Origin of the sequence: Streptomyces sp. NPDC005485 (genome assembly GCF_040606085.1) — a bacterium.
Classification (GTDB): Bacteria; Actinomycetota; Actinomycetes; order Streptomycetales; family Streptomycetaceae; genus Streptomyces.
The window spans coordinates 1-26,473 of sequence record NZ_JBEXDZ010000080.1; the positions used below are offsets into that span (position 1 = coordinate 1).

27 protein-coding genes are annotated in these 26,473 nt (G+C 70.4%); 12 read left to right on the plus strand and 15 right to left on the minus strand.

Annotated elements, in window-relative coordinates; translation table 11 throughout:
* Positions 1 to 174: 174 nt before the first annotated feature.
* Complete coding sequence (locus ABZS97_RS25050; RefSeq protein ID WP_356140664.1) at positions 175 to 1,311, minus strand: cation diffusion facilitator family transporter; 1,137 nt, start codon at positions 1,309 to 1,311, stop codon at positions 175 to 177.
* Here ABZS97_RS25050 and ABZS97_RS25055 point away from each other — a divergent pair.
* Positions 1,310 to 2,326, plus strand: a complete 1,017-nt coding sequence (locus ABZS97_RS25055; protein ID WP_356140666.1) for a glutathione S-transferase C-terminal domain-containing protein — start codon at positions 1,310 to 1,312, stop codon at positions 2,324 to 2,326. The two genes, ABZS97_RS25050 and ABZS97_RS25055, sit on opposite strands and share 2 nt — an antisense overlap.
* A 17-nt stretch (positions 2,327 to 2,343) precedes the next feature.
* On the plus strand, positions 2,344 to 2,646 hold the full coding sequence (locus tag ABZS97_RS25060; RefSeq protein WP_356140668.1) for a DUF4235 domain-containing protein: 303 nt from the start codon (positions 2,344 to 2,346) through the stop codon (positions 2,644 to 2,646).
* An 87-nt stretch (positions 2,647 to 2,733) separates the two neighbouring features.
* Here the strand turns inward: ABZS97_RS25060 and ABZS97_RS25065 are convergent, their stop codons facing one another.
* The 3 genes from ABZS97_RS25065 to ABZS97_RS25075 all read right to left on the minus strand — a co-directional run bounded on the left by ABZS97_RS25065 (position 2,734) and on the right by ABZS97_RS25075 (position 4,462).
* Positions 2,734 to 3,126, minus strand: a complete 393-nt coding sequence (locus tag ABZS97_RS25065; RefSeq protein WP_356140670.1) for a VOC family protein — start codon at positions 3,124 to 3,126, stop codon at positions 2,734 to 2,736.
* 76 nt (positions 3,127 to 3,202) lie between these two features.
* A complete protein-coding gene (locus ABZS97_RS25070; RefSeq protein WP_356140672.1) occupies positions 3,203 to 3,664 on the minus strand; it encodes a pyridoxamine 5'-phosphate oxidase family protein in 462 nt (153 codons plus the stop codon).
* Between the two features lie 39 nt (positions 3,665 to 3,703).
* A complete protein-coding gene (locus tag ABZS97_RS25075; protein WP_356140674.1) occupies positions 3,704 to 4,462 on the minus strand; it encodes a TetR/AcrR family transcriptional regulator in 759 nt (252 codons plus the stop codon).
* A gap of 133 nt (positions 4,463 to 4,595) precedes the next feature.
* Here ABZS97_RS25075 and ABZS97_RS25080 point away from each other — a divergent pair, with 133 nt between their 5' ends.
* From ABZS97_RS25080 to ABZS97_RS25095, 4 genes are all read left to right on the plus strand, one after another.
* Positions 4,596 to 6,089: an APC family permease gene (locus ABZS97_RS25080; protein ID WP_356140676.1), complete on the plus strand. Its 1,494-nt coding sequence runs from the start codon at positions 4,596 to 4,598 to the stop codon at positions 6,087 to 6,089.
* Positions 6,090 to 6,100: 11 nt separating this feature from the next.
* Positions 6,101 to 7,735 carry an amidohydrolase gene (locus ABZS97_RS25085; protein WP_356140678.1) on the plus strand — a complete coding sequence of 545 codons (1,635 nt, stop codon included), beginning with the start codon at positions 6,101 to 6,103 and terminating at the stop codon, positions 7,733 to 7,735.
* Positions 7,736 to 8,224: 489 nt separating this feature from the next.
* Positions 8,225 to 9,955: a hypothetical protein gene (locus ABZS97_RS25090; RefSeq protein ID WP_356140680.1), complete on the plus strand. Its 1,731-nt coding sequence runs from the start codon at positions 8,225 to 8,227 to the stop codon at positions 9,953 to 9,955.
* 228 nt (positions 9,956 to 10,183) lie between these two features.
* Positions 10,184 to 10,726 (plus strand): transposase, encoded by a 543-nt coding sequence (locus ABZS97_RS25095; protein WP_356140682.1) that lies wholly within the window; start codon positions 10,184 to 10,186, stop codon positions 10,724 to 10,726.
* On the opposite strand, the gene ABZS97_RS25100 is transcribed toward ABZS97_RS25095, so the two are convergent.
* Entirely contained in the window at positions 10,723 to 12,078 is a 1,356-nt protein-coding gene (locus ABZS97_RS25100; RefSeq protein WP_356140684.1) for a cytochrome P450, read from the minus strand. The genes ABZS97_RS25095 and ABZS97_RS25100 overlap by 4 nt on opposite strands.
* Positions 12,079 to 13,177: 1,099 nt before the next feature.
* Between ABZS97_RS25100 and ABZS97_RS25105 the strand changes: the two genes are divergently transcribed.
* The gene (locus ABZS97_RS25105) at positions 13,178 to 13,405 is read left to right on the plus strand and encodes a hypothetical protein (protein ID WP_356140686.1); all 228 of its coding nucleotides are present in this window, start codon (positions 13,178 to 13,180) and stop codon (positions 13,403 to 13,405) included.
* Between the two features lie 63 nt (positions 13,406 to 13,468).
* Here ABZS97_RS25105 and ABZS97_RS25110 read toward each other — a convergent pair whose 3' ends face one another.
* From ABZS97_RS25110 to ABZS97_RS25135, 6 genes are all read right to left on the minus strand, one after another.
* A complete protein-coding gene (locus ABZS97_RS25110; protein WP_356140688.1) occupies positions 13,469 to 14,716 on the minus strand; it encodes a cytochrome P450 in 1,248 nt (415 codons plus the stop codon).
* Complete coding sequence (locus tag ABZS97_RS25115; RefSeq protein ID WP_356140690.1) at positions 14,713 to 15,318, minus strand: ATP/GTP-binding protein; 606 nt, start codon at positions 15,316 to 15,318, stop codon at positions 14,713 to 14,715. Before ABZS97_RS25115 ends, ABZS97_RS25110 begins: the two co-directional genes overlap by 4 nt.
* Positions 15,299 to 15,670 (minus strand): DUF742 domain-containing protein, encoded by a 372-nt coding sequence (locus ABZS97_RS25120; protein WP_356140692.1) that lies wholly within the window; start codon positions 15,668 to 15,670, stop codon positions 15,299 to 15,301. The genes ABZS97_RS25115 and ABZS97_RS25120 overlap by 20 nt, the downstream gene beginning before the upstream one ends.
* Positions 15,667 to 16,077 (minus strand): roadblock/LC7 domain-containing protein, encoded by a 411-nt coding sequence (locus tag ABZS97_RS25125; RefSeq protein ID WP_356140694.1) that lies wholly within the window; start codon positions 16,075 to 16,077, stop codon positions 15,667 to 15,669. The genes ABZS97_RS25120 and ABZS97_RS25125 overlap by 4 nt, the downstream gene beginning before the upstream one ends.
* Before the next feature lie 5 nt (positions 16,078 to 16,082).
* Positions 16,083 to 17,807: an ATP-binding protein gene (locus ABZS97_RS25130; protein ID WP_356140696.1), complete on the minus strand. Its 1,725-nt coding sequence runs from the start codon at positions 17,805 to 17,807 to the stop codon at positions 16,083 to 16,085.
* Positions 17,808 to 18,099: 292 nt separating this feature from the next.
* Complete coding sequence (locus ABZS97_RS25135; RefSeq protein ID WP_356140697.1) at positions 18,100 to 18,588, minus strand: GNAT family N-acetyltransferase; 489 nt, start codon at positions 18,586 to 18,588, stop codon at positions 18,100 to 18,102.
* 136 nt (positions 18,589 to 18,724) lie between these two features.
* Here ABZS97_RS25135 and ABZS97_RS25140 point away from each other — a divergent pair, with 136 nt between their 5' ends.
* From ABZS97_RS25140 to ABZS97_RS25150, 3 genes are all read left to right on the plus strand, one after another.
* Positions 18,725 to 19,087, plus strand: a complete 363-nt coding sequence (locus tag ABZS97_RS25140) for a DUF1304 domain-containing protein (protein ID WP_356140700.1) — start codon at positions 18,725 to 18,727, stop codon at positions 19,085 to 19,087.
* Positions 19,084 to 19,653, plus strand: coding sequence for a TetR/AcrR family transcriptional regulator (locus ABZS97_RS25145; protein WP_356140702.1), 570 nt, complete (start codon positions 19,084 to 19,086; stop codon positions 19,651 to 19,653). Before ABZS97_RS25140 ends, ABZS97_RS25145 begins: the two co-directional genes overlap by 4 nt.
* Before the next feature lie 71 nt (positions 19,654 to 19,724).
* Positions 19,725 to 20,114: a hypothetical protein gene (locus ABZS97_RS25150; RefSeq protein ID WP_356140704.1), complete on the plus strand. Its 390-nt coding sequence runs from the start codon at positions 19,725 to 19,727 to the stop codon at positions 20,112 to 20,114.
* A 29-nt stretch (positions 20,115 to 20,143) separates the two neighbouring features.
* Here ABZS97_RS25150 and ABZS97_RS25155 read toward each other — a convergent pair whose 3' ends face one another.
* On the minus strand, positions 20,144 to 21,016 hold the full coding sequence (locus ABZS97_RS25155) for a hypothetical protein (RefSeq protein ID WP_356140706.1): 873 nt from the start codon (positions 21,014 to 21,016) through the stop codon (positions 20,144 to 20,146).
* Positions 21,017 to 21,077: 61 nt separating this feature from the next.
* Complete coding sequence (locus ABZS97_RS25160; RefSeq protein ID WP_356140708.1) at positions 21,078 to 22,034, minus strand: helix-turn-helix domain-containing protein; 957 nt, start codon at positions 22,032 to 22,034, stop codon at positions 21,078 to 21,080.
* Positions 22,035 to 22,104: 70 nt separating this feature from the next.
* On the opposite strand from ABZS97_RS25160, the gene ABZS97_RS25165 reads away from it, so the two are divergent.
* Complete coding sequence (locus tag ABZS97_RS25165) at positions 22,105 to 23,055, plus strand: NADP-dependent oxidoreductase (RefSeq protein WP_356140710.1); 951 nt, start codon at positions 22,105 to 22,107, stop codon at positions 23,053 to 23,055.
* Between the two features lie 46 nt (positions 23,056 to 23,101).
* On the opposite strand, the gene ABZS97_RS25170 is transcribed toward ABZS97_RS25165, so the two are convergent.
* Positions 23,102 to 24,208 (minus strand): NAD(P)-dependent alcohol dehydrogenase, encoded by a 1,107-nt coding sequence (locus ABZS97_RS25170; RefSeq protein WP_356140712.1) that lies wholly within the window; start codon positions 24,206 to 24,208, stop codon positions 23,102 to 23,104.
* 25 nt (positions 24,209 to 24,233) lie between these two features.
* Positions 24,234 to 25,691 (minus strand): aldehyde dehydrogenase family protein, encoded by a 1,458-nt coding sequence (locus ABZS97_RS25175; protein WP_356140714.1) that lies wholly within the window; start codon positions 25,689 to 25,691, stop codon positions 24,234 to 24,236.
* A gap of 104 nt (positions 25,692 to 25,795) precedes the next feature.
* On the opposite strand from ABZS97_RS25175, the gene ABZS97_RS25180 reads away from it, so the two are divergent.
* Positions 25,796 to 26,224: a MarR family transcriptional regulator gene (locus ABZS97_RS25180; protein ID WP_356140716.1), complete on the plus strand. Its 429-nt coding sequence runs from the start codon at positions 25,796 to 25,798 to the stop codon at positions 26,222 to 26,224.
* Positions 26,225 to 26,473 lie beyond the last annotated feature (249 nt).

Genomic DNA, 26,473 nt, shown 5'->3' on the forward strand with positions numbered 1-26,473 from the left:
GGTGCGGGCCACTGCTCGTACGAAGCCCGGCACGAGCCGCCGAAGGACGAAGTCCGGCACGAGGCCTCGCCGTGACAGGCACCCTTGCGCGGCGGATTCACGCGCGCTCTCGCAGCCGTTCGAAATTCATCCGGATCGCCCAGCATGAACCGTCGCCGACCGGGCACCCGAGCCTCAGGCCCCGCCGCGCTCCCCCGTCGCGGCGGGGCTTCCCTCTGCGTCGGCCTGCCCGGCAGGGCCCTGTCGGACCGCCTCGCGTGCCGTGCGGGCGTCGGTCACGTCGAGGAAGACCTGGTCGGCCTCGGGGACGGTGCGGGCGACGGAGCGTTTGATGCGGATGGCGACCTCCTCGACGTGTTCGCTGTCCAGTCCGGGTGCGAGGTCGATCCGGGCGGCCACCAGCGTCGAGTCGAGGCCCAGCTGCATGGTGAGCAGCGCCTCCACGCTGTCGATCTCGGGCTGGGCGTCGAGCACAGCGCGGATCTTGTTTCGCAGGTCCTCGTCGGCGGCCTGTCCGATCAGCTGGTCGCGCGCGTCACCGCCCAGCCAGTACGCCACGTACACGAGCAGCGCGCCGATGGCGATGGAGGCCGACGCCTCCCACACGACCTGGCCGGTCACCATGTGGAGCGCCATGCCGACGAGCGCGAGGGTGACGCCGATCACCGCGGTGCCGTCCTCGGCGACGACCGTGCGCAGCGCGGGATCACGCAGTCCGCCCGCTCCCCCCTGCCCCCGTACCTGATGGAGCGCCCGCAGCAGCGACGCCCCCTCGAAGAGCAGGGCCAGACCCAGCACCACGAGGCCGGTCACATAGCCGCCGAAGGACTCCTCGGCGCCGTTCCTCAGGGCCTCGAAGCCCTGGAAGAAGGAGAAGCAGCCGCCCATCACGAAGATTCCGACAGCCGCGAGGAGCGACCAGAAGAAGCGCTCCTTGCCGTAGCCGAAGGGGTGGCGGCGGTCTGCGGGGCGGCGGCTGCGGCGCAGGGCGGCGAGAAGGAAGACCTCGTTCAGGCTGTCCGCCACGGAGTGCGCCGCCTCCGAGAGCAGGGCGGGCGAGCCCGAGATCAGACCGCCCACGGCCTTGGCCACGGCGATGAGGAGGTTGGCGCCCAGGGCGACCAGCACGGTGATCCGCGTCTTGCGGTCCGATCCCTCCGACCCGCCCGATCGGTTCGACGTTTTCCGCTTCACATCGGCCGGTTGCCCAGGCCGGCCCTTCTCATTCCGTGGCGACGGCGGAATTCGGGGAACCCGGTGCGAGCACACGTGTTCCGGCACGGCGGGCACGTCAGTGAGGAGAGGCGTCATGAGCGAGAGCGAGGGAAACTCTGCGTACGGGAAGCAGCAGTTCAAGCGGTCCAAGAGCCACTTCACGGACCGGGTCACGGCGGATGGACGGGACGGCTGGCCGGTGGCCGAGGGCCGTTACCGGTTGGTCGTCAGCCGTGCCTGTCCGTGGGCGAGCCGCGCTCTGGTCTCGCGGCGGCTGCTCGGCCTGGAGGAGGCCGTGTCACTGGCGGTCGCCGATCCGATCCAGGACGACCGCAGCTGGCGTTTCACCCTCGATCCGAACGGTCGCGACCCCGTGCTCGGGATTCGCTTCCTCAGCGAGGCGTACGAGGCCAGGGAGCGGGCTCACCCCGGCGGAGTGAGCGTGCCCGCGCTGGTGGACGTGCCCAGCGGCAAGCTGGTCACCAACGACTACCAGCAGATCACTCTCGACTTCGCCACCGAGTGGACCGCCCTGCACCGCGACGGGGCGCCCGACCTGTACCCGGCGCCGCTGCGCGACGAGATCGACCAGGTCATGGCGGAGGTCTACGAGGACGTGAACAACGGCGTGTACCGGACGGGCTTCGCGACGGACCAGGGGGAGTACGAGAAGGCCTGCGAGGGAGTCTTCCGGCGACTGGACCTGCTGTCGGAGCGGCTCGCCACCCGGCGCTATCTGGTGGGCGACAGCATCACCGAGGCGGACATCCGGCTGTTCACCACGCTCGTCCGCTTCGACGCCGTCTACCACGGGCACTTCAAGTGCAACCTCCGAAAGCTGACGGAGAACGCGGTGCTGTGGGCGTACGTCCGCGACCTCTACCAGACCCCCGGCTTCGGTGACACCGTCGACTTCGACCACATCAAGCGGCACTACTACCAGGTCCACACCGGGATCAACCCGACCGGCATCGTCCCCCTCGGCCCGGATCTCTCCGGCTGGTCGGTGCCTCATCACCGCGAGGAGCTCGGCGGCAGGCCGTTCGGCGAGGGGACACCGCCAGGGCCGGTGCCCGAGCACGAGGAAGTCCCGGCCCCGGGACGTCCCTGACCGCAAAGGAGACTCAGGTGGCAAAGAACAAGAAGAAGAAGCTCCCCCTCGCCTACAAGCCCGTGGGCTTCGTGCTGGGCTGGGCGAGCGGATCCCTGGCCGGGCTGGCGTTCCAGAAGACGTGGAAGGCCCTGCGGCACGAGGATGACGCGCCCGACGCGCTGGACAGGGATCGCGGCTGGGGCGAGATCCTGATCGCCGCCGCCGTCCAGGGCGCCATCTTCGCGGTCGTGCGCAGTGCGGTGGACCGCACGGGCGCGAAGGCCATCGAGCGGTCGACGGGTGTGTGGCCGACCTCCGACTCGGGCGGCAGGGACTGAGTACGGGAGGCCCGCGGCAGGGACTGAGTCCGGGAGGACCGGCCGTCGAGGGACCGGCCGCGCGGGGTCGCGCGGCCGGGCGCGCGTTCAGCCCTGCTTGGGCGCCGTGGACCGGACGCTGCGCAGCGTGAAGGAGTGTCCGGCCGGGTCGGCGTAGCCCCGCTCCTCGAACGGGGCCCCGGCGTCCTTGGTGTCCAGGGGGCGCCCGCCCAGGGCGATGATCTTGCGTTCCGCCTCGTCCATGTCCGCCACGTCGAAGTCCAGGTGGGCCTGGAGGGAGTTCTCGGGGCGGGGCCAGCTCGGGGGCGTCGCCTTCACGTCCCTGCGAAACGCCATCCGCATCCCGTCGACGCCCTTGATCTCCACCCGGTTCGCGCTCGCGTGCGTCTCCTCGCCCTCCAGCAACTCCTTGTAGAAGACGGCGAGTTTCTCGGGTTCGGCGCAGTCCAGCAGCACGGCACCCCTCACTACCAGTCCCATGGTTCCTCCGTACGGGTCCGGGGCGCGGGTGCAGCCACCCACCGCCTGGCCTGTGCGGGTACCCCGCCTGATGGAATCAGTCGGCCACGCTCCACTCGCCGTCGCGCATGAGGTCGCGGCCCACCAGTTCGTCGGCCTCGCGCCAGGCCTGCACGCGCTCGGGTGTGACGCGGAAGTAGAGGTAGGGGGTGGCGAGTTGGCGCGGGTCGAATTCGGTCTTCGCCGCGAACGTGTCGCCGACTCCCGCCGGCAGCTCGGCCGGTTCCAGCGTCTGCACGGTGCCTTCGATCAGAACCACGTCACGGGTGGGCCCGATGCCCAGCCGCACCCTGCCGGTCGCCCGCAGGTTCCTTCCGGTGGGGCTTGCGGCCGGGGTGGCCAGCAGCACGGTGGTGCCGTCCCAGTGGAAGGAGAGCGGGATCAGATACGGGTTTCCCCCGTCGGCGTCGGCCGTCGACACCCAGGCGTCGACGTCGTTCTCCAGCCGGGCGAGCGTGTCCTGCTTGCGTTGCTTCGGGGTGCGGGCGGTGGAGGTCATCGGTGAGCGGTCTCCTGATGGTTGTCGTACGGAATCGGTCTACGGCAGTGGCGTCGGGGCGTCCTCGTGCGCGTCGCGGCGGGCCTGTCGGTGTGCCGTGATCTCGGCGAGACGGGTCTCGGCCGCGGTCAGCTGCATGTCGAGGGCGGTCGGATAGGCGCTGTGCTGCATGTCCGCCACCAGGTGGCGGGCCGTCGCGGCGATGTGCGGGTGGGTGCCGGCGGGCAGTCGTGCGTAGGTGGCCCGCCAGACGGCTGCCTCGGCCTCGCGGGCGGGCCGTGGCAGGGCGGTGCTCGCCGCGTCGAGGGCCGCGAAGGCGAGGGACTGGTCGACGAAGGCGTGGTAGATCCGTACGGCCTCCGGGTCCGGGAAGCCCGCTTCGCGCAGCACGCCGAGGATCGTCTCGACCGCGGCGATCTCATGGACCCGGCCCGTCACACGGTAGGCGCTGAGCACGGCGGCCTGCGGGTGTGCGAGGGCGTCGGAGTGCATCCGCAGGCCCAGGTCCCGCAGGTCCGCGCGCCAGTCACCGGTGGGGCGCCAGGTGCGCAGCGTACGGCCGATGAGTTCGTCGGCGATGGCGAGCAGCAGGTCGTCGGTGTCGTGGAAGTACCGGTACAGGGCGCTGGGGTCGGCGCCCAGGGCGAGGCCGAGGCGGCGGACCGTGAGAGCCTCCGCGCCGTGCTCCTTGAGCAGCCGCAGCGCGGTCTCGACGATCAGCTCCTCGGAGAGGACGACGCCCGTCTTGGTGGGGCGGCGACGCCGTCGGGCCTCCGGAGGGACCACTCGCTCGTTCATCGGCTTCCTCCTTGTCCGGCAGTCGCCGTGCCGGGCACCTTATGACAACAGCGTTGACGTGTTAAGTACCTGAGCAGTTTCATTTCCGGTCATCGGGCCCGTGTCGGGCCCCCGGGTGCGATCGGAGCAGGCCATGACGCAGAAGCCGTACGGTGAGGATCCCCCGTCGCTACGCAAGTCCCTCGGTGTCGTGGACGGCGTCGCCATCGCCGCCTCCAGCACGGCGGCGACCACGAGCATCGGCATCGGGCTCGGTGTCACCGCCGGGGTGGTCGGGCTGCATCTGCCGGCCATCATGCTGCTGGCCTTCCTGCCGATCCTCGGGATCGCGGGCGCCTACACCCGGCTGAACCGCGTCGAGCCGAACGCGGGCAACGGCTATGTGTGGGTGGGGCGTTCACTCACTCCCTGGCTGGGATTCCTGGTCGGCTGGGTGAACATCGTCGCCACGGTGGCGTTCCTCGCGTACACCACGGCCGTGACCGGGTCGGCGGTGCTCCAACTCGCCGGTGAGGCGCACCTGCACAGGGTTGCGGGTCTCGCGCTGGACCCCGGCTCCACCGCCCAGACCACGGCTGTGGGCATGGTGGTTCTCGTCGGCGTGACGCTCACCGCGGTGACCGGGATCAAGACGGCCGCGCGGCTGCAGAGCGGGCTGCTGGTCTTCGAGTACCTCGTGCTGCTGGGCTTCTGCGGCTACGGCATCGTCGCCGGACCGCACCCCTTCCGGCTGAGCTGGTTCGACCCCTTCGCGATCCCGTCGGCGTCGGCTCTCGCCCAGGGGCTGCTGCTGTCGGTCTTCTGCTACTGGGGCTTCGAGGCCGCGTTCACCGTGAACGAGGAGGTGCGTGATCCACGGGACGCCTCTCGCGCAGGCGTCATCACGCTGGTGACGATGCTGGGCCTGTTCCTGCTCGGTTCGGTCGCCTTCCAACGGGTGCTGTCCGAGCAGGAGTTGGCCGGGCACGGCGCCCAGGGGCTGGCGTTCTTCGGCGACCGGCTCGCCTCGCAGCCGCTGGCCGCGCTGCCGCTGGTGGCCCTGATGTTCTCGGCCGTCGCCTCGCTCCAGGCGGGCGTGATCCCCACGGCACGCGGGATGTTCGCGATGAGCCGGGACCGTACGCTCGGGCCCGTGTGGTCCAAGGTCAGTGCCCGGTACGGGACTCCGGCGGCCGGGACGCTGCTGATCGGCGCTGTGGCGTCGGCGGTGGCGGCGCTCGCCCTGGTGATCCCCCGGCTCGCCGACATGATCATGGCGACGGTCAACGCGGTCGGGATCGTGGTGGCCCTCTGCTACGCGCTCACCGCGCTCGCGGCGGCGGCGCGCTTCCGAGGGCTGCTGCGTGAGGACTGGCGGCAGGGGGTCCGGGCGGTGGTGCTGCCCGCGCTGAGCGCCGCGGCTCTGCTCGGACTCGGCGGCTACCTCTGCTGGTCCTTCTACACCTCCGCCGACCACTTCGAAGTCAGCGCGGACAACGGGTGGTTCCTGCTGCTCACCCCCGCCGTGATGATCGCCTCCGGCTTCCTGGCCGCCGCGTGGGCCAAGTGGGTGCGCAAGTCGCCGTACTTCCGCACCGGCCGCGGCACGGACGCCGACGCCCCGCAGTTGTTGACCACTCTCAGCTAAGGACACCCCACATGCACGCCGACCTTCTCTTCACCGGCGGACCGGTCCTCACCCGCGACGGCCGCACCGCGACGGCCGTCGCGGTCACCGGCGAGCGGATCACCGCCGTCGGCGGCGCCGAGGTCCTGGAACTGAGAGGGCCGCGGACCGAGGTCGTCGACCTCGCCGGGCGGCTCCTGCTGCCCGGGTTCCAGGACGCGCACGTCCATCCGCTCCCGGCCGGTCTCGAACTCACCCAGTGCGACCTGACCGGCACCAGGACCGCCGAGGAGACCCTCGCCGCCGTCCGCACCTACGCCGACACCCACCCCGACCGGGAGTGGATCACAGGGGGCGGCTGGTCCATGGAGGCCTTCGAGGGCGGTACGCCGACCAAGGAGCTGCTGGACGCGGTCGTACCCGACCGGCCGGTGTATCTGCCCAATCGCGACCATCACGGCGCCTGGGTCAACAGCCGGGCCCTCGCGCTCGCCGGCATCACACGCGACACGCCCGACCCGGCCGACGGGCGGATCGACCGGGACGCTTCGGGTGAGCCGAGCGGCTCGCTGCAGGAGGGGGCGATGCAGCTCGTGGGCCGGCTCACGCCGCCGGCCACGCCGTCCGACCGGCTGGCGGCCCTGCTGCATGCCCAGAGCCGGCTCCACGCACTCGGCATCACCGCATGGCAGGACGCGCTCGTCGGGGACTTCCTCGGCATGGAGGACCCGTCGAGGGCGTATCTGACAGCTGCCCGGGACGGCTCACTCACCGCGCGTGTCGTCGGCGCGCTGTGGTGGGACCGTGAGCGCGGTCCCGAGCAGATCCCCGAACTGGTGGAGCGCAGGGCCGCGTCGAGCCATGGCCGGTTCCGCGCGGGCAGCGTGAAGCTGATGCTGGACGGGGTGGCCGAGACCGGGACCGCCGCGCTGCTCGACCCCTACCTGGACAGGTGCGGCTGCGCCACCGCCAACCTGGGCACCAGCTTCCTCGACGCCGATCAACTTCCCAAGTACGTCACCGAGTTGGACGCTCTGGGCTTCCAGTGCCACTTCCACGCCCTGGGCGACCGTGCCGTACGCGACGCGCTGGACGCGATCGAGGCCGCGCGGGCGGCGAACGGGCCGAGCGACACGCGGCCCCACCTGGCGCATCTGCAGGTGGTGCACCCCGCGGACGTGCCGCGTTTCGCCCGGCTCGGCGCCACCGCGAACATCCAGCCGCTGTGGGCGGCGCATGAACCGCAGATGGACGAGCTGACCATCCCTTTCCTCGGGCCGGAACGGGCCGCGTGGCAGTACCCGTTCGGTGCGCTGCTGCGCTCCGGAGCCCGGCTCGCGGCGGGCAGCGACTGGCCGGTGAGCAGTCCCGATCCGCTGCAGGGCATCCACGTCGCGGTCAACCGTGTCGCCCCCGACGCCGGCGACACGCCGGTGTTCCTGCCCGCCGAACGCATCGGACTCGCCGAGGCGTTGGCCGCCTACACGGCGGGCTCGGCGTATGTGAACCACCTCGACGACACGGGCGAGGTACGGGCCGGCGCACTGGCCGATCTCGTGGTGCTCGACCGCGATCCGTTCGACGGGGCGGCTGAGGCGATCGGCGACACGCGGGTCGCGCAGACGTATGTGGGGGGCGCGCGAGTATACGCAGCTCAAGAGGCGTAGGCAGTAACGGACATCACGGTGAGGTCACGCGTAGATCATTTACACTCTGGGCAGCCTCGTAGCGCTTCACGGTTCAATCTTCGGCCGTAGAAGCTGAGTTCGAGTGCACGGGTGGCCATGTCGGCCACCCGTTCGCAGGGCGGGGGGATTCCGTTTCACCGTCTCCCGGAAGGAAGCGCATGCCTCAGGACGTCACGTTCGGCCTCCCCCTCGACATGCCCGTCAGCAGACATCTGGAGCACACCCGGAATCTCCCTGGCCCTCGCCTGACAGGCCGAGCGCTTCCTGATCAACACAGCTGAGCCGGAGAGCATGAATCCGGCACGGACGAGCGGCTCGCCGCGCTCGAGAACCGAGCGGGCCCGGGGCGGTTCGTCCTCGCAGGTCAGCTAGGCGATCCGCACCACTTTCCCGGCTTCAAGACGCGACCGGCCAGCACCCACGGCCGATCGCTCCGTTGTCATGACCACAGCTTGTTGGGAGACCGGCGTGAAATCTCGAGTCGTAGATGCTGTTTCGAAGGCGTCCACCGACGGCTTGATCCCGGCGCAGCCAAGCGCCCAGGTCCAGCCCACGGCGGCGGGGAGCGCCCTGGCCCGCCTCTTCGTGGAACGCGTCCATGGGACTACGCAGGAGCACCGAAGGTTCCAGAACGCCGCTCAGCAGCGGCTGAACGCACTCGGATCCCCCCGCGCCGGCACCACCCTGCATGTGGACGGAGCCGTCCATCTGGCGCAGCCCGCGTTCCTCCCGCCCGACGAGGAGGGATACGCCAGGCTGAGGCACCTCGACGCCGGCCTGCGCGTCATCGAAGCGGCCTTCCCCGAGGTCCGCACCGATGCCGAGATCTGCCGGCTGACCTGCACGATGCTGGAAGGGGCCTGGCGGAGCCGGGCCCTCGCCCCGCCGCACGAGGAGGAGCGGACCACCGGCTGCGCCTGCCCGCTGTGCCGTCGCTTGCCCACGCCCCCCGCACGCACGCTGGATGACTACGGCTGGCGGCAGAGCGCCGGTCGTCCCCTCACCGTCAAGGCCTGGCCGTACCGCGAGGAACTCGACAGTGTCCTGACCGGTGGGTGGACCTACGCGCGGCAGCTGAACGACCTGGAACAGGACCTTGGCCTCCGGGACTCGTTCGAGGACGACATCCTCCTCTTCCACGAATACAAACGCGTGATCGACACCATCGACACCGCCCGCCTCACCCAGCTCATCGAAGGCCGTTTGGCCGAGAATTTCAGCACCAACAGCGCCAGGGCCCTGGTCTGCGGGCTTTTCGCAGCCCACAAGCGATCCGTCGACGAGTACTGGCTCCAGCAGCACCACGCGGGCAGCGTCTCGCTCCCGCAGACCAACCCACTCAGCCAGAGCACCTACTCGCTCCTGCAGATGCTGGACTGTCTGTTCTGGCACGTCTCGCCCGACACCGAACTCTGGCAGGAAGAACACCTCGCCTCCCTGCTGCTGTGCCGCGTCATCGACGACATGACCGACGTACGAGCCGACGCCCTCACCGGCGAGATAAGCAATTTCTGGCTCGCCGACATACCCACCCACACCAAGGCCCTCTACGCCGCCTGCGCCATCGCCAGCGTCAAGTACGGCTGCATGCCCGAGGCGCATCCCCCCATGTGGAACACCTGGCTGATGCCCAGCACCATCGTCTGGTTGGGGCTGACGGGCCGCCACGCCCTGTGGTTCGACGGCATCACCGATGGCCTCCCCCCGGCTGAGGATTGCCCGCTGTGCGACCTGCAGCCCAACCCATGCACCGGCATCCTCACCGACGGCACCACCCTCACCTTCGCCCCGCGGCCCACCGCGCCGGCACTGAGCGCCCCGACCGCCGAGCTGTCCGCACGCTGCCGAGCCGAACACCCCGAGACATGGCCCCTCTTCGACGCCGAGCTCCATGCCTTCGAAGCACTGCACGGCCCCTGGTCCGGCAACGTCGACAGCACATGGGAGATCCTGCGTCGCACCTACATCGCCGCCGTGAAGGCATCCGGCGCCCCACCGTCCCCGGAGCGCGCTCGTCAGGTCCAACAAGACGCCGGCGTAGTCGGAAGTGAACAGTTCTACACCCTTTACTCCCCTGAAACCGGGAGGGAGGACACCGCGCTGCTCGCCTACATGTTCGGCTGCGCCCACCCGCATTTCCTCTGGAACGCCACGGGACACCGTCCCACGGGCGTCGAGGGCGACTGGCTCGACGGCTGACGACTCAGTCCTGTTCCAGAAACCGGGTAGATGGTGGTGGGGCCGTCCCCACCACCGACCTCGGACCGGTGCCGCGGCCCATTCCAACCGGGGTGGAGCGACGCAACATCCCGCGCACGGCCGGCAGCAGGGGATGCACAGTGGTGACCGTGCACTACCAGGGAGCGCGCCTGGGAAGCCCTGGGCTCGCTTGATGCCGGCCGGTGAGACGTAGCCGGGATCGACCACGTGCTCGGCAAGGCGGCCTTCACGATCGACTGGGACAACGAGCAGGCGATCTGCCCGCACGGGGCCCACAGCGGGTCCTGGACCAAGCTGAAGATCAAGGACCACACCTATCTGCAAGCCCGGTTCGCCGAAGCGGGTTGCCGAGCCTGCCCAGACCGCGCCCAGTGCACCGCGTCAGCCAACGGCCCCCGCTCGATCGCCGTACTGCCCCGACCGCCGCTCCAGATCCAGATGCACAACCGGCTCCACCAGCGCACCGAGCACTGGCAGCGCCGTTACACGATCTGCGCTGGTAGCGAGGCCACCCTCTCGCAGAACGTCCGCACCCACGGCCTGCGCCGCTCCCGCTACCGAGGACTCGCGAGAACTCACGTCCAACACGTCCTCACCGCGTTGGCCTGCAACGTCACCCGGATCTCCGACTGGACGACCGGCACCGCCAGAACCCGCCGCACCACACGCCTTCACGCACTGTGCGCAGCCGCCGCGTCACCCCGGAGGGACCCGTCAACATCACCAGCAGCGTCACAGCATTGGCGCTAGAGGCCGACCCCGGCTCGGGGGCGGACGGTCATCCGCAGGGCGCGCGGCCGTACGGTGAGCCGGGCGACCTGACGGATGACCTGGCCCTCGGCGAGTTCCAGCCGTACCGAACGCAGCGTCGTCGCGAGCGCCACGACCATCTCGGTGAGGGAAAAACGGTCGCCCATGCACTTGTGCTTGCCGTCCCCGAAGGGCACGAACGCGCCCGGCGGAGGCTCCTGAGCGGCGTCGGTCCACCGGTCCGGGTCGAAGGTGAGCGGGTCGGGGAAACGCTCGGGGTCGCGGTGCAGGGCGTGCTGGCAGTAGGCCAGTTCGGTGCCCGCGGGCAGCGTCCACTGGCCGAGCCGGGTCTCCTCGGTGGTGCGGCGGGTGACGAGCCAGCCGGGGTGGTGCAGCCGCAGGGTCTCGGTGATCACCCGGTTCAGGTACGGCAGCCGGATCACGTCGTCGAAGGCGACCGGCCGTTCGCCGAGGACCTCGTCCAGCTCGGCCAGGACCTGGGCCTCGATGCCGGGGTTGCGGGCGAGCTCGTACAGGGTCCAGGACAGCAAGGTCGCGGTCGTCTCGGTGCCCGCCACGGCCAGAAGGAAGATCTCGGAGCAGATCTGATCCCCGGTCAGCGGCTCGCCGGTCTCCTCGTCGATGGCGCGCAGCAGCATGGAGAGCATGTCCCCGGTGTCGTGCCCGGAGGCATGCAGTTCGTCGACGGCGGTGTTGATGGTGGCGCGCACCCTGTCCCGGGCCTGGTCGAAGCGGCGGTTGAAGGGCAGCGGCAGCCGCTCGGCCCAGTCGGGCAGCATGATGCGCAGACCGACACCGCTCATCACCACCGACACGTCGCTGCGCAGCTGGCGGAAGACGGCGTCATCGAGGCTGCCGGCGAGCACCGTCTTGGCCAGCATGTCGAGACTGAGGCCGACCATCGCCTCGTGTACGTCGAGGGGCTGCCCGTGCTCCCAGGCGGCGACGGTGGCCGTCGCCTCGGCGCGCATGAGGTCGACGTACCGGCTGATCTCGGTGTGCGCGAACGCGGGTTGAAGCTGGCGGCGTTTGCGTACGTGGTTGCGGCCGGTGGCGGTGACGACGCTGTCGCCCAGCAGCTGGCCCAGCTTGTCGTAGAGCCGGCCCTTGTCGAGGCTGGGTCCCAGGCCCCTGAGCATCTGGTGGATCAGGGCCGGGTCCTGGACCACGATCGTGCGCGTCCCGGGCTGCAGGACGATCTCGACGAGTGGTTCCCGTGTCTCGCGCAGCGAGTCGATGAAGCCGAGGTTGTCGCGCATCTTCAGCGCGTGGCCGATGAGCGGAAATGATCCTGCGGCTCGGGGTATGGGGGGAGGCGCAGTGGACGTCACGGGTCATTCCCTTCACGGCAATCATGGGCGCCCCTATGACTTCCCTGAACCTTCTCCAGTGCAATCCTGTCATGAACGTGTCCTGCGCCACGTGGGACAAGCTGGTTGGCCACCTGCGACACCGGGCATCAGTGCGGTCACCCCAGCGAACTACAACGACCAGCGGACTGGAGGACAGGCAGTCAGGCACTGCGCGCTCGGGACGAACAGGCCATCGGGAAGCCGGTCCAGGGGGTACCAGCGCGGGTTGCGGAAGCCTGCAAGATCAATGTGCGGGCAACTGGTTCCGGAGAGAGGGTCCGTGCACCTCAGCCACCCCGCCGCGCCTTGCCTGAACGCTGTAGCCGAGGAGCCAGGTTCCGAGCCGAGATCCTCGTCGTTGGCGCCGTTGTGGGGGGCGTTCCGTATCCAGGCGTTCTGGGGCGCCGGCGAAGTGGCGGGGTCACCGCAGAGCACGTTCCTTGGCATCGCAGACGGCTTCCCATTCGGCGAGGGTGAGGCATTCTGCGGTACTGCGTGCTCGCCAGGCCTGGTGGGCCTCCGCCAGTGACGCCAGGATCGTGGCACGGATGACGAACGCCGGCGGGTCCGGAACCGGCTCCACGGTCGATGGCAGGTGCTGCAGGCGGGTTCGCAGGGCGTCCTTGGCATCCAGGAAGTCCCGGTTGGGCGGGACTCCGGACGGCGTTGCCTCCCTCCGGTACCTGCGGATGACAACGGGTCCGCGCGGCCGGGCCTGGGTGCGCAGGTGTTGTTCTTCTTCCGTTCTACCTCAGCCGAATGTCGTGGGGGGTTGGTGTTGCAGGAAGGGGCGTCACGACGCTGTACGGGTCGGGCGCGGCGCCGGGCGTCTGTGATGGCCAACTCGCGTCCGTACTCGGTGAATCCGATGCGCCTTGCATAGAAGCCGCGGCCGCTGATCCGGTGTCCGACCGCGTCGTCCCATGCGCGGGGGGCGACTACGGCGTAGATGGTGGCGGTACCGGCCCACTCGCGGCTTCCGGCGGGGCGGGTGTTGGTCCGGGTGCCGTGGACGGCCCGGACGAGGAGACCGAGTTCGCGCAGTACGGCGATGTGCCGCTCCAGGGTGCGGCGGCTGATGCCTGGGCGCCTGTGCGACGCGCCGTCCCCGGAGCGCGCTCGTCAGGTCCAACAGGACGCCGGCGTAGTCGGATCCGAAACGTTCTACGCCCTGTACGACCCGCAAACGGGGAGGGAAGACACCGCGCTGCTCGCCTACATGTTCGGCTGCGCCCACCCGCATTTCCTCTGGAACGCCACGGGACACCGTCCCACGGGCGTCGAGGGCGACTGGCTCGACGGCTGACGTCTCAAAGACGGGTACGGCAGCGCGCTGCCCGGTCGGGATTCCGACCGGGCAGCGGCGTGTTCACACCGGGAACTCGACGGGCAGCCTGTCCAGCCGGGAATCCCAGGTGGAGGCGCTCGTAGTGAGCTCATCCGCAGGCACAGCCAGCCGCAGGCCCGGCAGCCGGTGCAGGAGGACGTCCACCGCAACCTCGATCATGGACTGCCCGATGCTCTGCCCGGGGCACTCGTGCGGGCCCGCGCCGAACGCCAGGTGCGCCTGGTTGCCCTGCACCGAGACGCCCGGGTCGGGCCGGACCTCGGGGTCGAGATTGCCCGGGGCGAGACCGAGAACGAGCAGGTCGCCCTCCGCGATGCGGTGCCCGCCCAGTTCGACATCGCCGGCGGCGAAGCGACCCGGCAGGACGGCCAGCGGCGGAGAGTTCCACATGACCTCCTCCACCACCGCCGAGATGTTCAGCTCACCGCTGATCAGCCCGGAGAGCCGGGAGCCGTCGGTCAGGACCTGCTGCAGCACCCGGGCCAGCAGATTGGTCGTGACGTGCGCGGCGATCAGCACCACGCGCAGGTGATGGACGACTTCGTCGTGGTCGAGGTCTGCGTGATGCTCCAGCAGGCCGGTGGCGAGGTCGGAACCTGGTTCGGACCGCCTGCGCTCGGCGAGTTCACCGAAGATCTCCCTGATCACGCCGTCGTGCATCACGGCGTCCTCGCCGCCCTTGAGCACCTGGGCACAGGACTCGACAAGCCGGCGCCCCTCCGCCTCGGCCAGCCCCAGAATGCGGGACATCACGAGCATCGGCAGCAGGTCGGCGTAGTCCGCCACCAGATCGGCGCGGCCGCTGTCCGCGAACGTGTCGATCTGCTTGTTGGCGAAATTCGTGGCGTGGCGCCGGACCCCGCGGCCGGCGGCAGCCTGCAGTACGTCGCTGACGGCGGCGCGCAGCCTGCGGTGCTCCTCGCCGTCCAGGGACACGCAGTCGGGACGCCAGCCGAGCATCGGAACCAGCGGAGAGGTCTCCGCGATCCGGCCCTCCCGCCAGTCCCGCCAGTTCCGCGAGTCCCGGGCGAACTGGCGGGGGTTGTCGAGCACCCGCCGACTGTCCCGGTACCCCAGCACCAGCCAGGCCGGGACGTCACCCTCCAGCAGTACCGGCGCCACGGAGCCGTGCTCCTTGCGCAGCCGCTCGTAGATGCCGACCGGGTCGGTCGCCGCCTCCGGCCCGTACAGCCGGGTGAGCTCGGCCGAACCGTGGGCGACGGGACAGCCGCGCGGGGCCTCGGGGCCGTTTAAGGGCTGATCGTTCATCGGGGCTCCAGTGCGACGGCCGAGCGTTCCTTGAGGTGACGTATCAGCGCGATGAGCACGTCACGGCTGGAGTTCCGGTCGCGGGCGTCGCAGGCCACGATCGGGGTGTGCGGGGAGACGTCCAGGGCGTCGCGGATCTCTTCGATCGGGTGTTCCTTGGAGTCGGGGAAGACGTTCAGCGCGATGACGAAAGGGACGTCCTGCCGCTCCATCTCCTCGATCGCACGGAAGCTGGAGGCAAGCCGCCGGGTGTCCACCAGGACCACCGCGCCGAGGGCGCCCTTGAACAGTCCGTTCCACAGGAACCAGAACCGCTCCTGGCCCGGCGTCCCGAACAGGTACAGCACCAGCTGGTCGTTGATACCGATCTTGCCGAAGTCGAGGCTGACGGTGGTCTCCTGCTTGTCCGCCACCCCGATCAGGTTGTCGACGTCCGCGCTGGCCTGGGTCAGGGTCTCCTCGGTGGTCAGCGGCTTGATGTCGCTGACGGAGCGCACCATCGTGGTCTTTCCGGTACCGAAACCGCCGGCGATCATCACCTTCACCGAGCGGGTCTCCCCGTCCGTCTGCCGGTCGGGGTGGTCAAAGCCTTTGAAGTCCACTGAGTACCTCCTCAAGGAGCGCGAGGTCGGGCCCGCTGCCGGCGCCGGACGCCGGAATGGGATCGCGGGCTTCGACGCGGCCTGCGTCCAGCAGATCGGTCAGCAGCACCGCGAGAATGTTGAAGGGCAATCCGAGATGGGCGCCGAGTTCGGCCACCGACAGCGGATCGCGGCAGCGCCGGAGGATCTCCTCGTGCTCGTGCTGCAGACCGGGGACGGCTGCGACGCGGGAGACGATGAGGGTCGCCACGTCAAGGGTCGACGCCGAACCGCCCGGCCCGCTGCGGCCACCGGTGAGGACGTAGTAGCGCTCGAGACCGGACGGGTCGACGGGCGGTCGGGGACCACTCATCCAGAGTGCTCCTCCAGGCGCGGGGTGGTGCCGAGGAGCTCACCCATCCTTCGCGCCAGGTCCCTCATCTGGTGTCCGAGCAGGCCCTGGTCGAGCCCTTCCTTGGCGAGGACTCCGAGGTACGTCTCCACACCGGCCCGCACCACGAAGAGATGGCCGCCGTCCACCTCGATCATCGCGAGGCGCAACTGCCCCGCGTACTGCGGGAACTGTGCGGCGACCGGCTGGGCCAGCGCCTGCAGGCCCGCGACCACGGCGGCGAAGCGGTCCACGTCGTCGGGGTCCTCGGCGCCGTAGGAGGTGATGGCCTTGCCGTCGCTGGAGGCCACGAGGGCGAAGCGGATCTCCTGGATGCTCTCCGTCAGATCGCGGAGCGCCCAGCTCACGTCGGTTCCCTGTTGCGTCATGTGGACTAGTCGCTCTCTTCAGTGCGGTGCTCGTTGGACTCGCGTCCGGCGGTCGTCTCGCGCGCGGCCTCCGCGACGGGCTCACGCGGCGGGGCGCTGTCGCGTCCGGCGGTGGCGAAGGCCGCGAGGCCGGCGAACGAGGTGTCCGGCGGCACGGCGGCCACGGGCTCCTCGGTCCGCTCGGCGGACCTCACCGGCGTGGCCGGCGCTTCGGTCCGCCTGCTTCTGCGGCGCGGCAGACCACCGGGCGTGGTGTCCACGTCCTCGGCGGCTGCGGGCACGTCCTCCACCGACTCCCGGGCGGGCGCGGCCGCGACCGCGGCGGCGGGGGCCACCGCTTGGGTGACCGGAGCGGCCAACGGGCTGAAGTACTTGTGGGGAACCACGACGACCACCGAGGTGCCGAGCCAGGGCGAGTCCGCGAAGGTGACCCGGATGCCGTACCGGCGCGCCAGGGCGCCGACCACGCGAAGCCCGAGGTTGGCGTCCTCCGAGAGGCCGCCGAGACCGGGGCCCGCCACGACGCCGTCGAGCGACTGCTCGGCCTCGCGCTTCTTCTCCTCGTTGAGGCCCTTGCCCGCGTCCTGGATCTCGATGCCGACGCCGTTGGGGACCTCCTTGCCGGAGACGACCACGGGTTCGGTGGGCGGCGAGTAGCGCGCCGCGTTGTCCAGGAGGTGGGCGAAGATCAGCGTGAGGTGGTCCACCAGACCGCCGTCGACGCCGAGTTCGGGAAGGTGGCGGACCTGGATGCGGTCGAAGTCCTTGATCCGGCCGATGCCGCCGCGGACCACACTGAGCAGCCGCTGCGGTTCCTGCCACTGGCGGCCGGGCCGGTCGGAGCCGCCGAGCACGCCGATGCTGGCGGCGAGACAGTCGGCGGGGCCGATCTCCTGGTCCAGTTCCATCAGGCCCTGGGCCACGACGGGCAGCCGGCCGTGCTCGCCCTGCATCTCGTGCAGACGGCCGCGCAGCTTGCTGGTCAGTACGTGGATGCGGTTGCCGATGCTGATCACGGCCTGCTCGGCCGAGGTGGAACGGTCGAACTCCTCCTCCACGCCGATCAGCGCGGTCCTGAGGACCTTGCGGATGTCGGCACGCAGCTCGGGGCTCGCGTCGTTCTCCTGGGCGACGGCCATCAGGATGTCGTCGATCGAGTCGCCCTCGCGCAGCTGCTTGAGCGCATGCGGAAGGAACTCGTCGCCGAGACGGGCGATCGCCGCCTGCTGACGGGCGAGCTGCTCCTGCCAGGCCTCGGTCCGCTCGCTGAGCCGCGCCTCGGAGACCTGCGTCTCCTCGGCGAGCCGGGCCTCGTGAACCCGCGTCTCCTCCGCGAGCCGGGCCTCGTAGGCCCGCGCCTCCTCGGACAGCCGGGCCTCGTAGGCCTGGGCCTGCTCGGTCAGCCCGGACTCCAGAGCGGATCGCTCGGCCGCGAACTTCCTTTCCAGGGCCGCCACATGCTGCTGCCACTGCTGGGAGTGCTCGGCCTGAGAGGCGCGGAAGTCACCCGCGTTGCGGCGCAATTGGCCCTGGGACCGGACGAGAAGCCGTACGCAGACGGCGCCGGCCGCGGTGACCGCGGCGCCGGCGAAGGTCGCGGGTATCTGGGCCTGGTCGGGCCCTGCGACCGCGGCGGCGACGGTACCGGCTCCTAAGGCCAGCGGCATCAGCCACCAGCTGTACCAGGCGACGGGTGCCCGTGCCGCTGGGGGCGGAGTGGCAAGTTCCATCTGCATCCTTCGAAAGCAACACAATCGAACGGGGGGGTGTGCAGGCACCACGTGAATCGAGCACGCAGCGCAAGGGGCCGAGCGTGTTCGTGTCAACTCGCAGCGCCGCAGGGGAGCTTATCGGGTTTGAGATCGAAAGGATCAACTCCCCGCCGCGCATTGGTGAGTGTTCGGTCACGCTCCGACATGAATGCTCATATCGACAAAACCGTTCACCGAAGCCTCACCTACGAACATGGCAGTGTGACGCCCGGTGGCCGCTCGACTCCCCCCCGACCGACAGGAGTTCCGGTCACGCCAGCGGCAGTCCCAGCGTGAGCGTGCGGGCCGCGAAGCCATGGCGTTCGTAGAAGCGGATGGCGTCGGGGTTCTCCGCGTAGGCGCTCACCTCGGCCTCTTCGGCGCCCCGCTCCTTCGCCCAGGCCACGAACGCCTCGACCAGCCGGGCACCGGTCCGCGTCCGCCGGTGGGCCGGACGCACGTACAGCGCGACGAGCGTGGCGACCTTCACCGGCCGTTTGGACGAACCGTCCGCCACCGTCCCCGACAGATGGCCCACCACTTCCCCACCGTGCTCGACCACGAGCAGCAGCCGCCCCGGATCCTCGACGTCCTCGGCGAATCGTTCGGCTCCGTGCCGGAGCGGCCAGCTGACATCGACGCCCGGGTCCCTCGTCCCGGCGTCCTCGGCGAACAGTGCGGCGCTGGAGGCGACGAGGCCCGGTACGTCCGCGGCGCGGGCGCGGCGGACGGTCACTTCGCTGTGCGGTTGGTCAGTCATGAGGCGTGAGGCTATCGGCGAGGTCCGACAGCGCGAGTTTCCGCACAGGTACTTTGCTGGACAGTCGTCCAGCTATAGTGGACACCCGTCCATGAAGTAATGCGGCGAACGGCCGCGCGCAAAGGAGTCTGTCGACATGGAGATCGTGGCGAACGTGCTGGTGGGGCTGGTGGCCGCGCTGCACGCGTACATCCTGGTGATGGAGATGTTCCTGTGGGAGAAGAAGCCGGGGCGGGGGCTGCACGGGTTCGATCCGGAGATGGCGCGCGCGACGGCGCCGATGGCCGCGAACCAGGGGCTCTACAACGGGTTTCTGGCGGCGGGCCTGGTCTGGGGGCTGATCGCCGCTGATCCGACCGGGTTCCGGGTCCAGGTGTTCTTCCTGGTGTGCGTCGTGGTCGCCGGGGTGTACGGCGCCGTCACCGCCAACCGCCGCATCCTCTTCGCGCAGGCCCTGCCGGGCGCACTGGCCCTGGCCGCCGTCCTCGTCGCACAGTGACGACCCGCTCAGCGGCGCCCGAGGACCCGCGGGCCGCCCGCACCAGGGCGAAGCTGCGCCAGGCCCTCCTGGAGGAGTGCGCCCGGCGCCCGCTGGCGGAGGTCGGCGTCGCCGAGCTGGTGCGCCGGGCGGGCGTCGGCCGGGCCACCTTCTACGTGCACTACGCCGACCTGGAGGCCCTGGCGGTCGACGCCTGTGCCGATGTCGTACGCGAGGCCGTGGACGCGCTGCACGCCTGGCGCGGGCGGCCCGACCCGGTGTCCGCGCCTGACGCACTGCTCGCGTTCTTCGCCGAACTCGCCCCGCACGCCGCCCTTTACCGCGCCCTGCTGAGCCCGGGCGGCGGCGGCCCGCTCGGCCGGGTACTGCACCGGGACCTGCGGGCCCGGAGTCTGGCGGAGCGCGAACTGGTGGGCGCGGCGGACGCCCCGCTCATCGCCTCCGCCGTCGCCGCCACCTTCGCGGGGGTCCTCGCCGACTGGCTGCACGGTCTCCTGGAGGCCACCCCGGAGGAAATCGCCCACCAGGTCTGGCAGTTGCTCGTCGCCCTGCACCTCAGCCGGTGAACCCGAAACCCGTTCGAGAACCGGTCAAGATCGTGACACCCTCTCCGGCATGACAACGAACCGAAAGGTCCATGCCGCGTAGCCGGTCAGGACGCGTCCGGGCCAGTGGCTCCCGCCACCGGACGCAGGACACAAGGCCGGCCATCAACGGCCTGTCCGCCCGCGCGCTGTCCGAGATCACCCAGCTCGAACGCACCCGCAACTATCTGCAGCCAGGAGACGTCGGTGCGGCCCTGCGCCTGTGGAAGGACTACGTCCACCGTCCCGAGCGCGAATTGTGGCGCGACTACGAGGGGGGCTATCCCTACAGCGACTGCTGCGGCGATCCTCTCGAAGCCCGCGCCCTCCTCGACACGGTGACGCGGGCCATGTCCCCTCGAAGCGCTCGCGAACTCCGGCGGACCATCGACCGGTCCGACGTCGTCTGGAACCGGCCGGCGCCGCCGTACGGCGCGGGCTGAGGTCCACGTGTCGTCGATCGGCGAGCCTCTCAAGCGCAGCCCACCCCGTTCTTGGTCCGCGGCCACGCCTCCACCCCGTCCGGGGTGCGGACGTAGACCTTCTTCTTGTCGGGCGTCACCCACAGCTGCCAGTCGTGGAAGCGGTAGCCGGTGTCGCGGGCGTCGGCGGGCATGGGGACGTCTGCGTCGTATGCGGAGGTGAGCAGCTGAGTGCCGAGGACCTTCGCGGGATCGCGCGCGTACAGCACGGCGTCCTTGCCGTGCCCCAGACCCAGGAAGTGTGCGCTCTGCCAGTCGCAGTGCTCGGCCCCCTCAGCGCTGCTCACCTTGGTGGTGGCGACCCGCCGGCCGTCCCGGTCGGTCCAGATCTCGTAGTCCTTCGAGTCGGTGAAGCTCGCCGGGAGCTCGGCCGGGTCACAGGAGGCACTGGTCTCCGGGCCCCAACCGGGGCGGTGCGGCTGGTCCTTGGCGACGACGACGGCGACCTTCGTCCTGCCGCCGACATCGAAGGAGAACAGGACGCGGCCGCCCTCCTCCCGTTCCACCCGGTAGCCGGACTCCGGTAGCTCGGGCTGCTCGATGTCGAAGTACGCCTCAAGACCCCCCTCGGGCGTGGAGCCGCCGTCGCCCTTGCTCCATCTGTCGGCCCCGCCGCCCTCGTAGATGTCCCCGTCGCACTCCAGGGCACGGCCCGCCGCGCCCGAGCTCGCCCGCAGCGCCCGTACGGTGCCCTCGTCCTCGTCGCCGTCCTCGGGAGCCGGCTTGAGCGGCACGTTCAGCGGTCCGGCATACGGCGTGGGCGGGGGCGTGCCGGTGACGACCAGGTCCTCGCGGGTCGCGTCGCCGCACCCCGCCACCGTCAGCCCGACCAGAACCACCGTCGCCGCGACTCTCCCGCGCATGCCCCGCCCCTGTCCGCCGAACGTCGTGTCCCTCCTCCGACGCACGGGCGGCCGAGATCGTTCAGTGGCTGACGGCCCCCGCTCGGAAGGTGCGCCGGTACGCCTGCGGTGTGACACCGATAGCCGCGTGCAGGTGCTGGCGCAGCGAGGTGCCGGTGGCGAAGCCCACCTCGCCGGCGATCTGGTCCACCGAGAGGTCGCTGGCCTCCAGCAGATGGCGGGCGCGCGCGACCCGCTGCTGGATGAGCCAGCGGCCGGGGCTCATGCCCACCTCGTCCTGGAACCGCCTGCTGAAGGTGCGCGAACTCATCCGGGCATGGCCCGCGAGGTCGGCCAGGGCGAGCGGGTCGCCGAGGCGCCGGAGCGCCCACGCCCGGGTGGCGGCCGTGCTCGATGCCGAGGGCTCGGGGACGGGCTGCTCGATGTACTGGGCCTGGCCGCCGTCCCGCCAGGGCGGCACCACACAGCGCCGGGCCACCTTGTTGGCCAGCTCGCTGCCGTGGTCGCGGCGCACGATGTGCAGACAGACATCGACTCCGGAGGCGGCGCCGGCCGAAGTGAGGACCCTGCCGTCGTCGACGAACAGGACGTCCGGGTCGAGCGGCACGTGCGGGAACATGCTGCGGAAGGCGGCGGCGACCTGCCAGTGCGTGGTCGCCCGGTGTCCGTCCAGAAGGCCCGCGGCGGCCAGGACGAACGCTCCGGTGCAGATGGAGACGAGACGGGCGCCGGGCCGGATGAGAGCGAGGGCCGCGGTGACCTCCGCGGGAATCCCCGTCATGACCCGCTCCGGCGAGATGGGCGCCACCACCACGATGTCGGCGGTGCGCAGGACCTCGGGGCCGTGCTCCACGGTGATGGAGAAGTCGGCGTTGCTGCGCACCGGCTTCCCGTCGACGGTGCAGGTCAGCACCTCGTACCGGCCGTCGGCCGCGCCGAAGATCCGGGCCGGGATGCCGAGCTCGAAGGGATAGACACCGTCGAGGGCCAGGACCACGACTCGTTCCACAGAAGACATGGCACGATCTTATCGAACAATGGCCATCTTGCCATTTTCCTGGACGGTCGGCCCCGGCAGGCTGGAACGCATGAGCACAGCGAACACGATGCGCGCGATCAGTCAGGACATCCTCGGCGGTCCCGAGGTCCTCAAGGAAGTGGAAGTGGAGCGCCCGACGCCCGGGCCCAGCGAGGTACTGGTCCGGGTGCGGGCGGCCGGGGTCAACCCGACCGACTGGAAGCACCGGGAGCTGGGCATCTTCCTGGGCGAGCCGCCCTTCGTCCTCGGCTGGGACGTGTCCGGTGTGGTGGAGGCCGTCGGGATCGGCGTCACCCTGTACGGACCCGGCGACGAGGTCTTCGGCATGCTGCCCTATCCGTTCGGCGTCGGCTCGCACGCCGAGTACGTCACCGCTCCGGCCCGTTCCTTCGCACCCAAGCCGTCCTCGATCGACCACACGCAGGCGGGCGCCCTCCCGCTGGTCGCGCTGACCGCCTGGCAGGCGCTGGTCGACACGGCCGACGTGCAGCCGGGGCAGCGGGTGCTGATCCACGCGGCGGCCGGCGGGGTCGGGCACGCGGCCGTGCAGATCGCCAAGGCGCGCGGCGCGTATGTGATCGGGACGGCCAGCGAGGGCAAGCACGAATTCCTGCGCGGGCTCGGGGTGGACGAGCTGATCGACTACCGGACGACCGACTTCACCGAGGCCGTACGGGACGTCGATGTCGTCCTGGACGCGATGGGCGGCGAGTACGCCCTTCGCTCACTGCGGGTGCTGCGCAAGGGCGGGCTGCTGGTGACGATCCTGCCGCAGGGCTCGAAGGAACTCCCCGCCGAGGCGGGGAAGCTCGGGGTGCGTGCGGTCGAGATGCTGGTCGAGGCCGACCACACCGGCATGAAGGCGATCGCGGAGCTCGTCGAGGCGGGGAAGCTGCGTCCGACGATCGCCGAGACCTTCCCGCTGGCCGATGCCGCCAAGGCGCACGCGCTCGGCGACACCGGCCGGACCACGGGGAAGCTCGTCCTCGTGATGGACTGAACCGACTCGGCCGGTTCAGCAGGGCGGGCGTTCCTGCTCAACCGGCTCAGAACGTGAGTACGGGCTTGATGGTCTTGCCCGCGCTCATGTCCCGTACCGCCTGGTCGATGTCCGCGAACGGATAGGTGCCGATCAGGCGGTGCAGAGGGAGCCTCCCCTCCTTGACCAGCTTGACCAGTGCGGGGATGAGGGTCTGCGTCTCGCTGTCGCCGAGGGTGAGGCCGACGATCCGCTTGCCGGGCAGCAACCCGTTGACGTCCAGGGCGACTTCGGTGCCGAAGGGCGGGGCGCCGACGACGACCAGGGTGCCGCGGGCGCCGAGCGCGTCGGCGCCCTGTCGCAGCACGGCGACGTTGCCGGTGGTCTCGACGACGCCGTCGGCCCCCTGACCGTCCGTCAGGACGGCGAGGGTCTCCGCGAGATCGCCCTGGGCCGCGTTGACGGTGTGGGTGGCGCCCAACTCCTTGGCCAGCGCGAGACGTTCGCCGACCCTGTCGACGGCGATGATCGTCGTCGCGGGGCTCAGCGCGGCGGCCATCACGGCGGACAGGCCGACGGCTCCGGCGCCGAGCACCACGACGGTGTCGCCCACGCGCGGCGCAAGGACGTTCCAGACGGCGCCGACCCCGGTCTGCACCCCGCAGCCCAGCGGCGCGAGGGTCTCCAGAGGTACGTCGCGGTCGACCTTGACCAGGCTGCGCTCGTCCACCAGCGCCCGTTCGGCGAAGGAGGACTGGCCGAAGAAGTGGCCGCCGAGCGGCTGCCCGTCGCGGCTGATGGTGCTGGTGCCGTCGGCGCGCCGGCCGCCGATCAGGTTCAGCGGCAGCCAGGCGGCGCAGTAGGCGGGATGCCCGTCACGGCAGTTGCGGCAGCTGCCGCAGGAAGTGAAGGACAGCACGACGTGGTCGCCCGCCTGCACGCCGGTGACGGCCGAGCCGACGGCCTCGACGACGCCCGCGCCCTCGTGGCCGAGGACGCCCGGCAACGGGAAGGGCAGGCCGCCGCTCGCGACCCCGAGGTCCGTGTGGCACAGGCCGGTCGCCACCATGCGGACGAGGGCCTCGTGCGGACCGGGCGCGTCGAGCTGCACGTCGGTCAGGGTGAAGGGCGCTCCGCCGGACTCGACGACGGCTGCGCGGGTGGTGAGGGACATCGCGACAACTCCTTGACGGGGGTGCTCAGTCGAGCGAGACGACGACGGACTTGACCTTGGTGTAGGCGGCGAGCGCCTCGGGCCCGTACTCACGGCCGAAGCCGGAGTCCTTGACCCCGCCGAAGGGCACCGCGGGGTCGAGCATCGCCCAGTCGTTGATCCAGACGATGCCCGCCTGGAGCCGGTCGGCGACGCGGTGCGCGCGGGCGAGGTTGGTGGTCTGGATGCCCGAAGCCAGGCCGTACGGCGTGGAGTTGGCGAGGGCGACGGCCTCGTCCTCGGAGTCGAAGGGCTGGACGGTGAGGACCGGGCCGAAGATCTCCTCCTGGACCACGCGGGAGTCGTTGGACAGGTCCGCGATCACCGTCGGCTTGTAGTAGTAGCCGCCGTTCAGGTCGAGGCGCTCACCGCCGCAGACCACCCGGCCACCCTCCTTGCGCGCGAGCGCCACATAGTCCTCGACCTTGCGCAGGTGCTTCTCCCCCGCCATCGGCCCGACGACGGTCCCCGGGTCCCGGGGGTCGCCGACCGGCACTCCGGTGACCGCTTCGGCGAGGATGCCCACCACGGTGTCGTACAGCGGACGGGCGACCAGCAGCCGGGGGCCGCCCATGCAGAACTGCCCGGTGTTGAAGACGAAGCCCTTGATGACGGCGCCGATCGCCTTGTCCAGGTCGGCGTCCTCGAAGACGAGGTGGGCCGCATTGCCGCCCAGCTCCATGGTGACGGGCTTGAGCGCGTCCCCCGCGACGCTTGCCGCACGCCGGCCGATGGCGGTCGAGCCGGTGAAGGCGACCTTGTCGATGCCGGGGTGGCGCAGGAGTGCCTCGCCGGCGACCGGGCCCGCACCGGTGACGACGTTCACGACGCCGTCCGGGACGCCGGCCTCCTGAAGGAGCCAGGCCATGTACAGGGCGCTGAGCGGGGTCTCGTCGGCCGGCTTGTGCACGACCGTGTTCCCGGCCGCGAGCGCCGGAGCGAGCTTCGAACTGGACAGGATCAGCGGGAAGTTGAAGGGCGTGATCGCCGCGACCACACCGAGGGGGCCGCGGCGGGTGTAGGCGAAGGCGTTGAGCGGAGTGTCGCGGGTGGCGCCGTCCAGGGTCTGGGCGAGCGCGGCGCAGTACTCGTACTCGTCGGCCGCGGTCAGCACGTCGACGGGGCGGCACAGCGCGATGGGCTTGCCGACGTCGAGGCTCTCCAGGGCGGCGATCTCTTCGACGTTCGCCCGGATCAGCTCGGAGACCCGGTGCAGGACGCGACCGCGCTCCCGGCCGCTCAGCCGCGCCCAGGGCCCGCTGTCGAAGGCGTCGCGTGCGGCACGTACCGCCGCGTCGACGTCGACGGCGCCCGCCTCGGCGACGCTCGTGACCACCTGCCCGGTGGACGGATCGATCACGTCCGTGCGTGCGCCGTCGGACGCCTCACGCCACTGCCCACCGATGAACAGCCGCCCGGGCTCGCTCTCGAAGGTGGTCGTCATTGCCCACTCCCCAGCTTGGTTGCCAAGATTTCAACCAACAGGATTCCTGTCTGTTCGCAGTCTCATTACAGACAGGTTTCCTGTCAATGGTTTAGGGTGAACCCATGGTCGTCACCAAGGCACCCCCGTCACTGCTCTACATGGTCAAGCAGGTGGAGCTCGTCGTACGCTCACGACTCGACGAGCTGGTGAAGCCGGCCGGGATCACCGCTCTGCAGTACACCTCGCTCACCGTGCTGGAGCGGCATGACGGCCTCTCGGCGGCCCAGCTCGCGCGCGACTCGTTCGTGACCGCGCAGTCCATGGCCGACCTGGTGCGCTCCCTGGAGAACCGCGGACTCGTGCGCCGCGAGCGCAATCCGCGCAATCGGCGCGAGCTGCTGATCCTGCTCACCGACGAGGGCCGCGAGCTGCTCGAGCGCTTCACCGAGCCGGTGCGCGAGCTGGAGGAGCGGATGGTCCGCGACCTCACGGCGCACCAGACCGACCAGTTCCGCGAGGCACTGTCCAGGTCCTGGCACGCGCTGTCGTAGGCGTCGGTCGCGGATCGCGCACGCGGCGCGCCCACACCCGCGACAACTCACACGAAACTCATGGGCCAACTCGCCGCGCAAATCAAAGACATATGTCAACCGAACATGCTGGAATTCACTCCAACGAGGGTAACTTGCAGAGCAGGGAACGGTTTTGCAACCACCGGCGCCTCAGTGACGTGTCTAGGATCTCTGGATGTCGTCACCCCGGCCCCCGGTGACTCCTGGGCCTTGCCAGCAGGAGCGGGT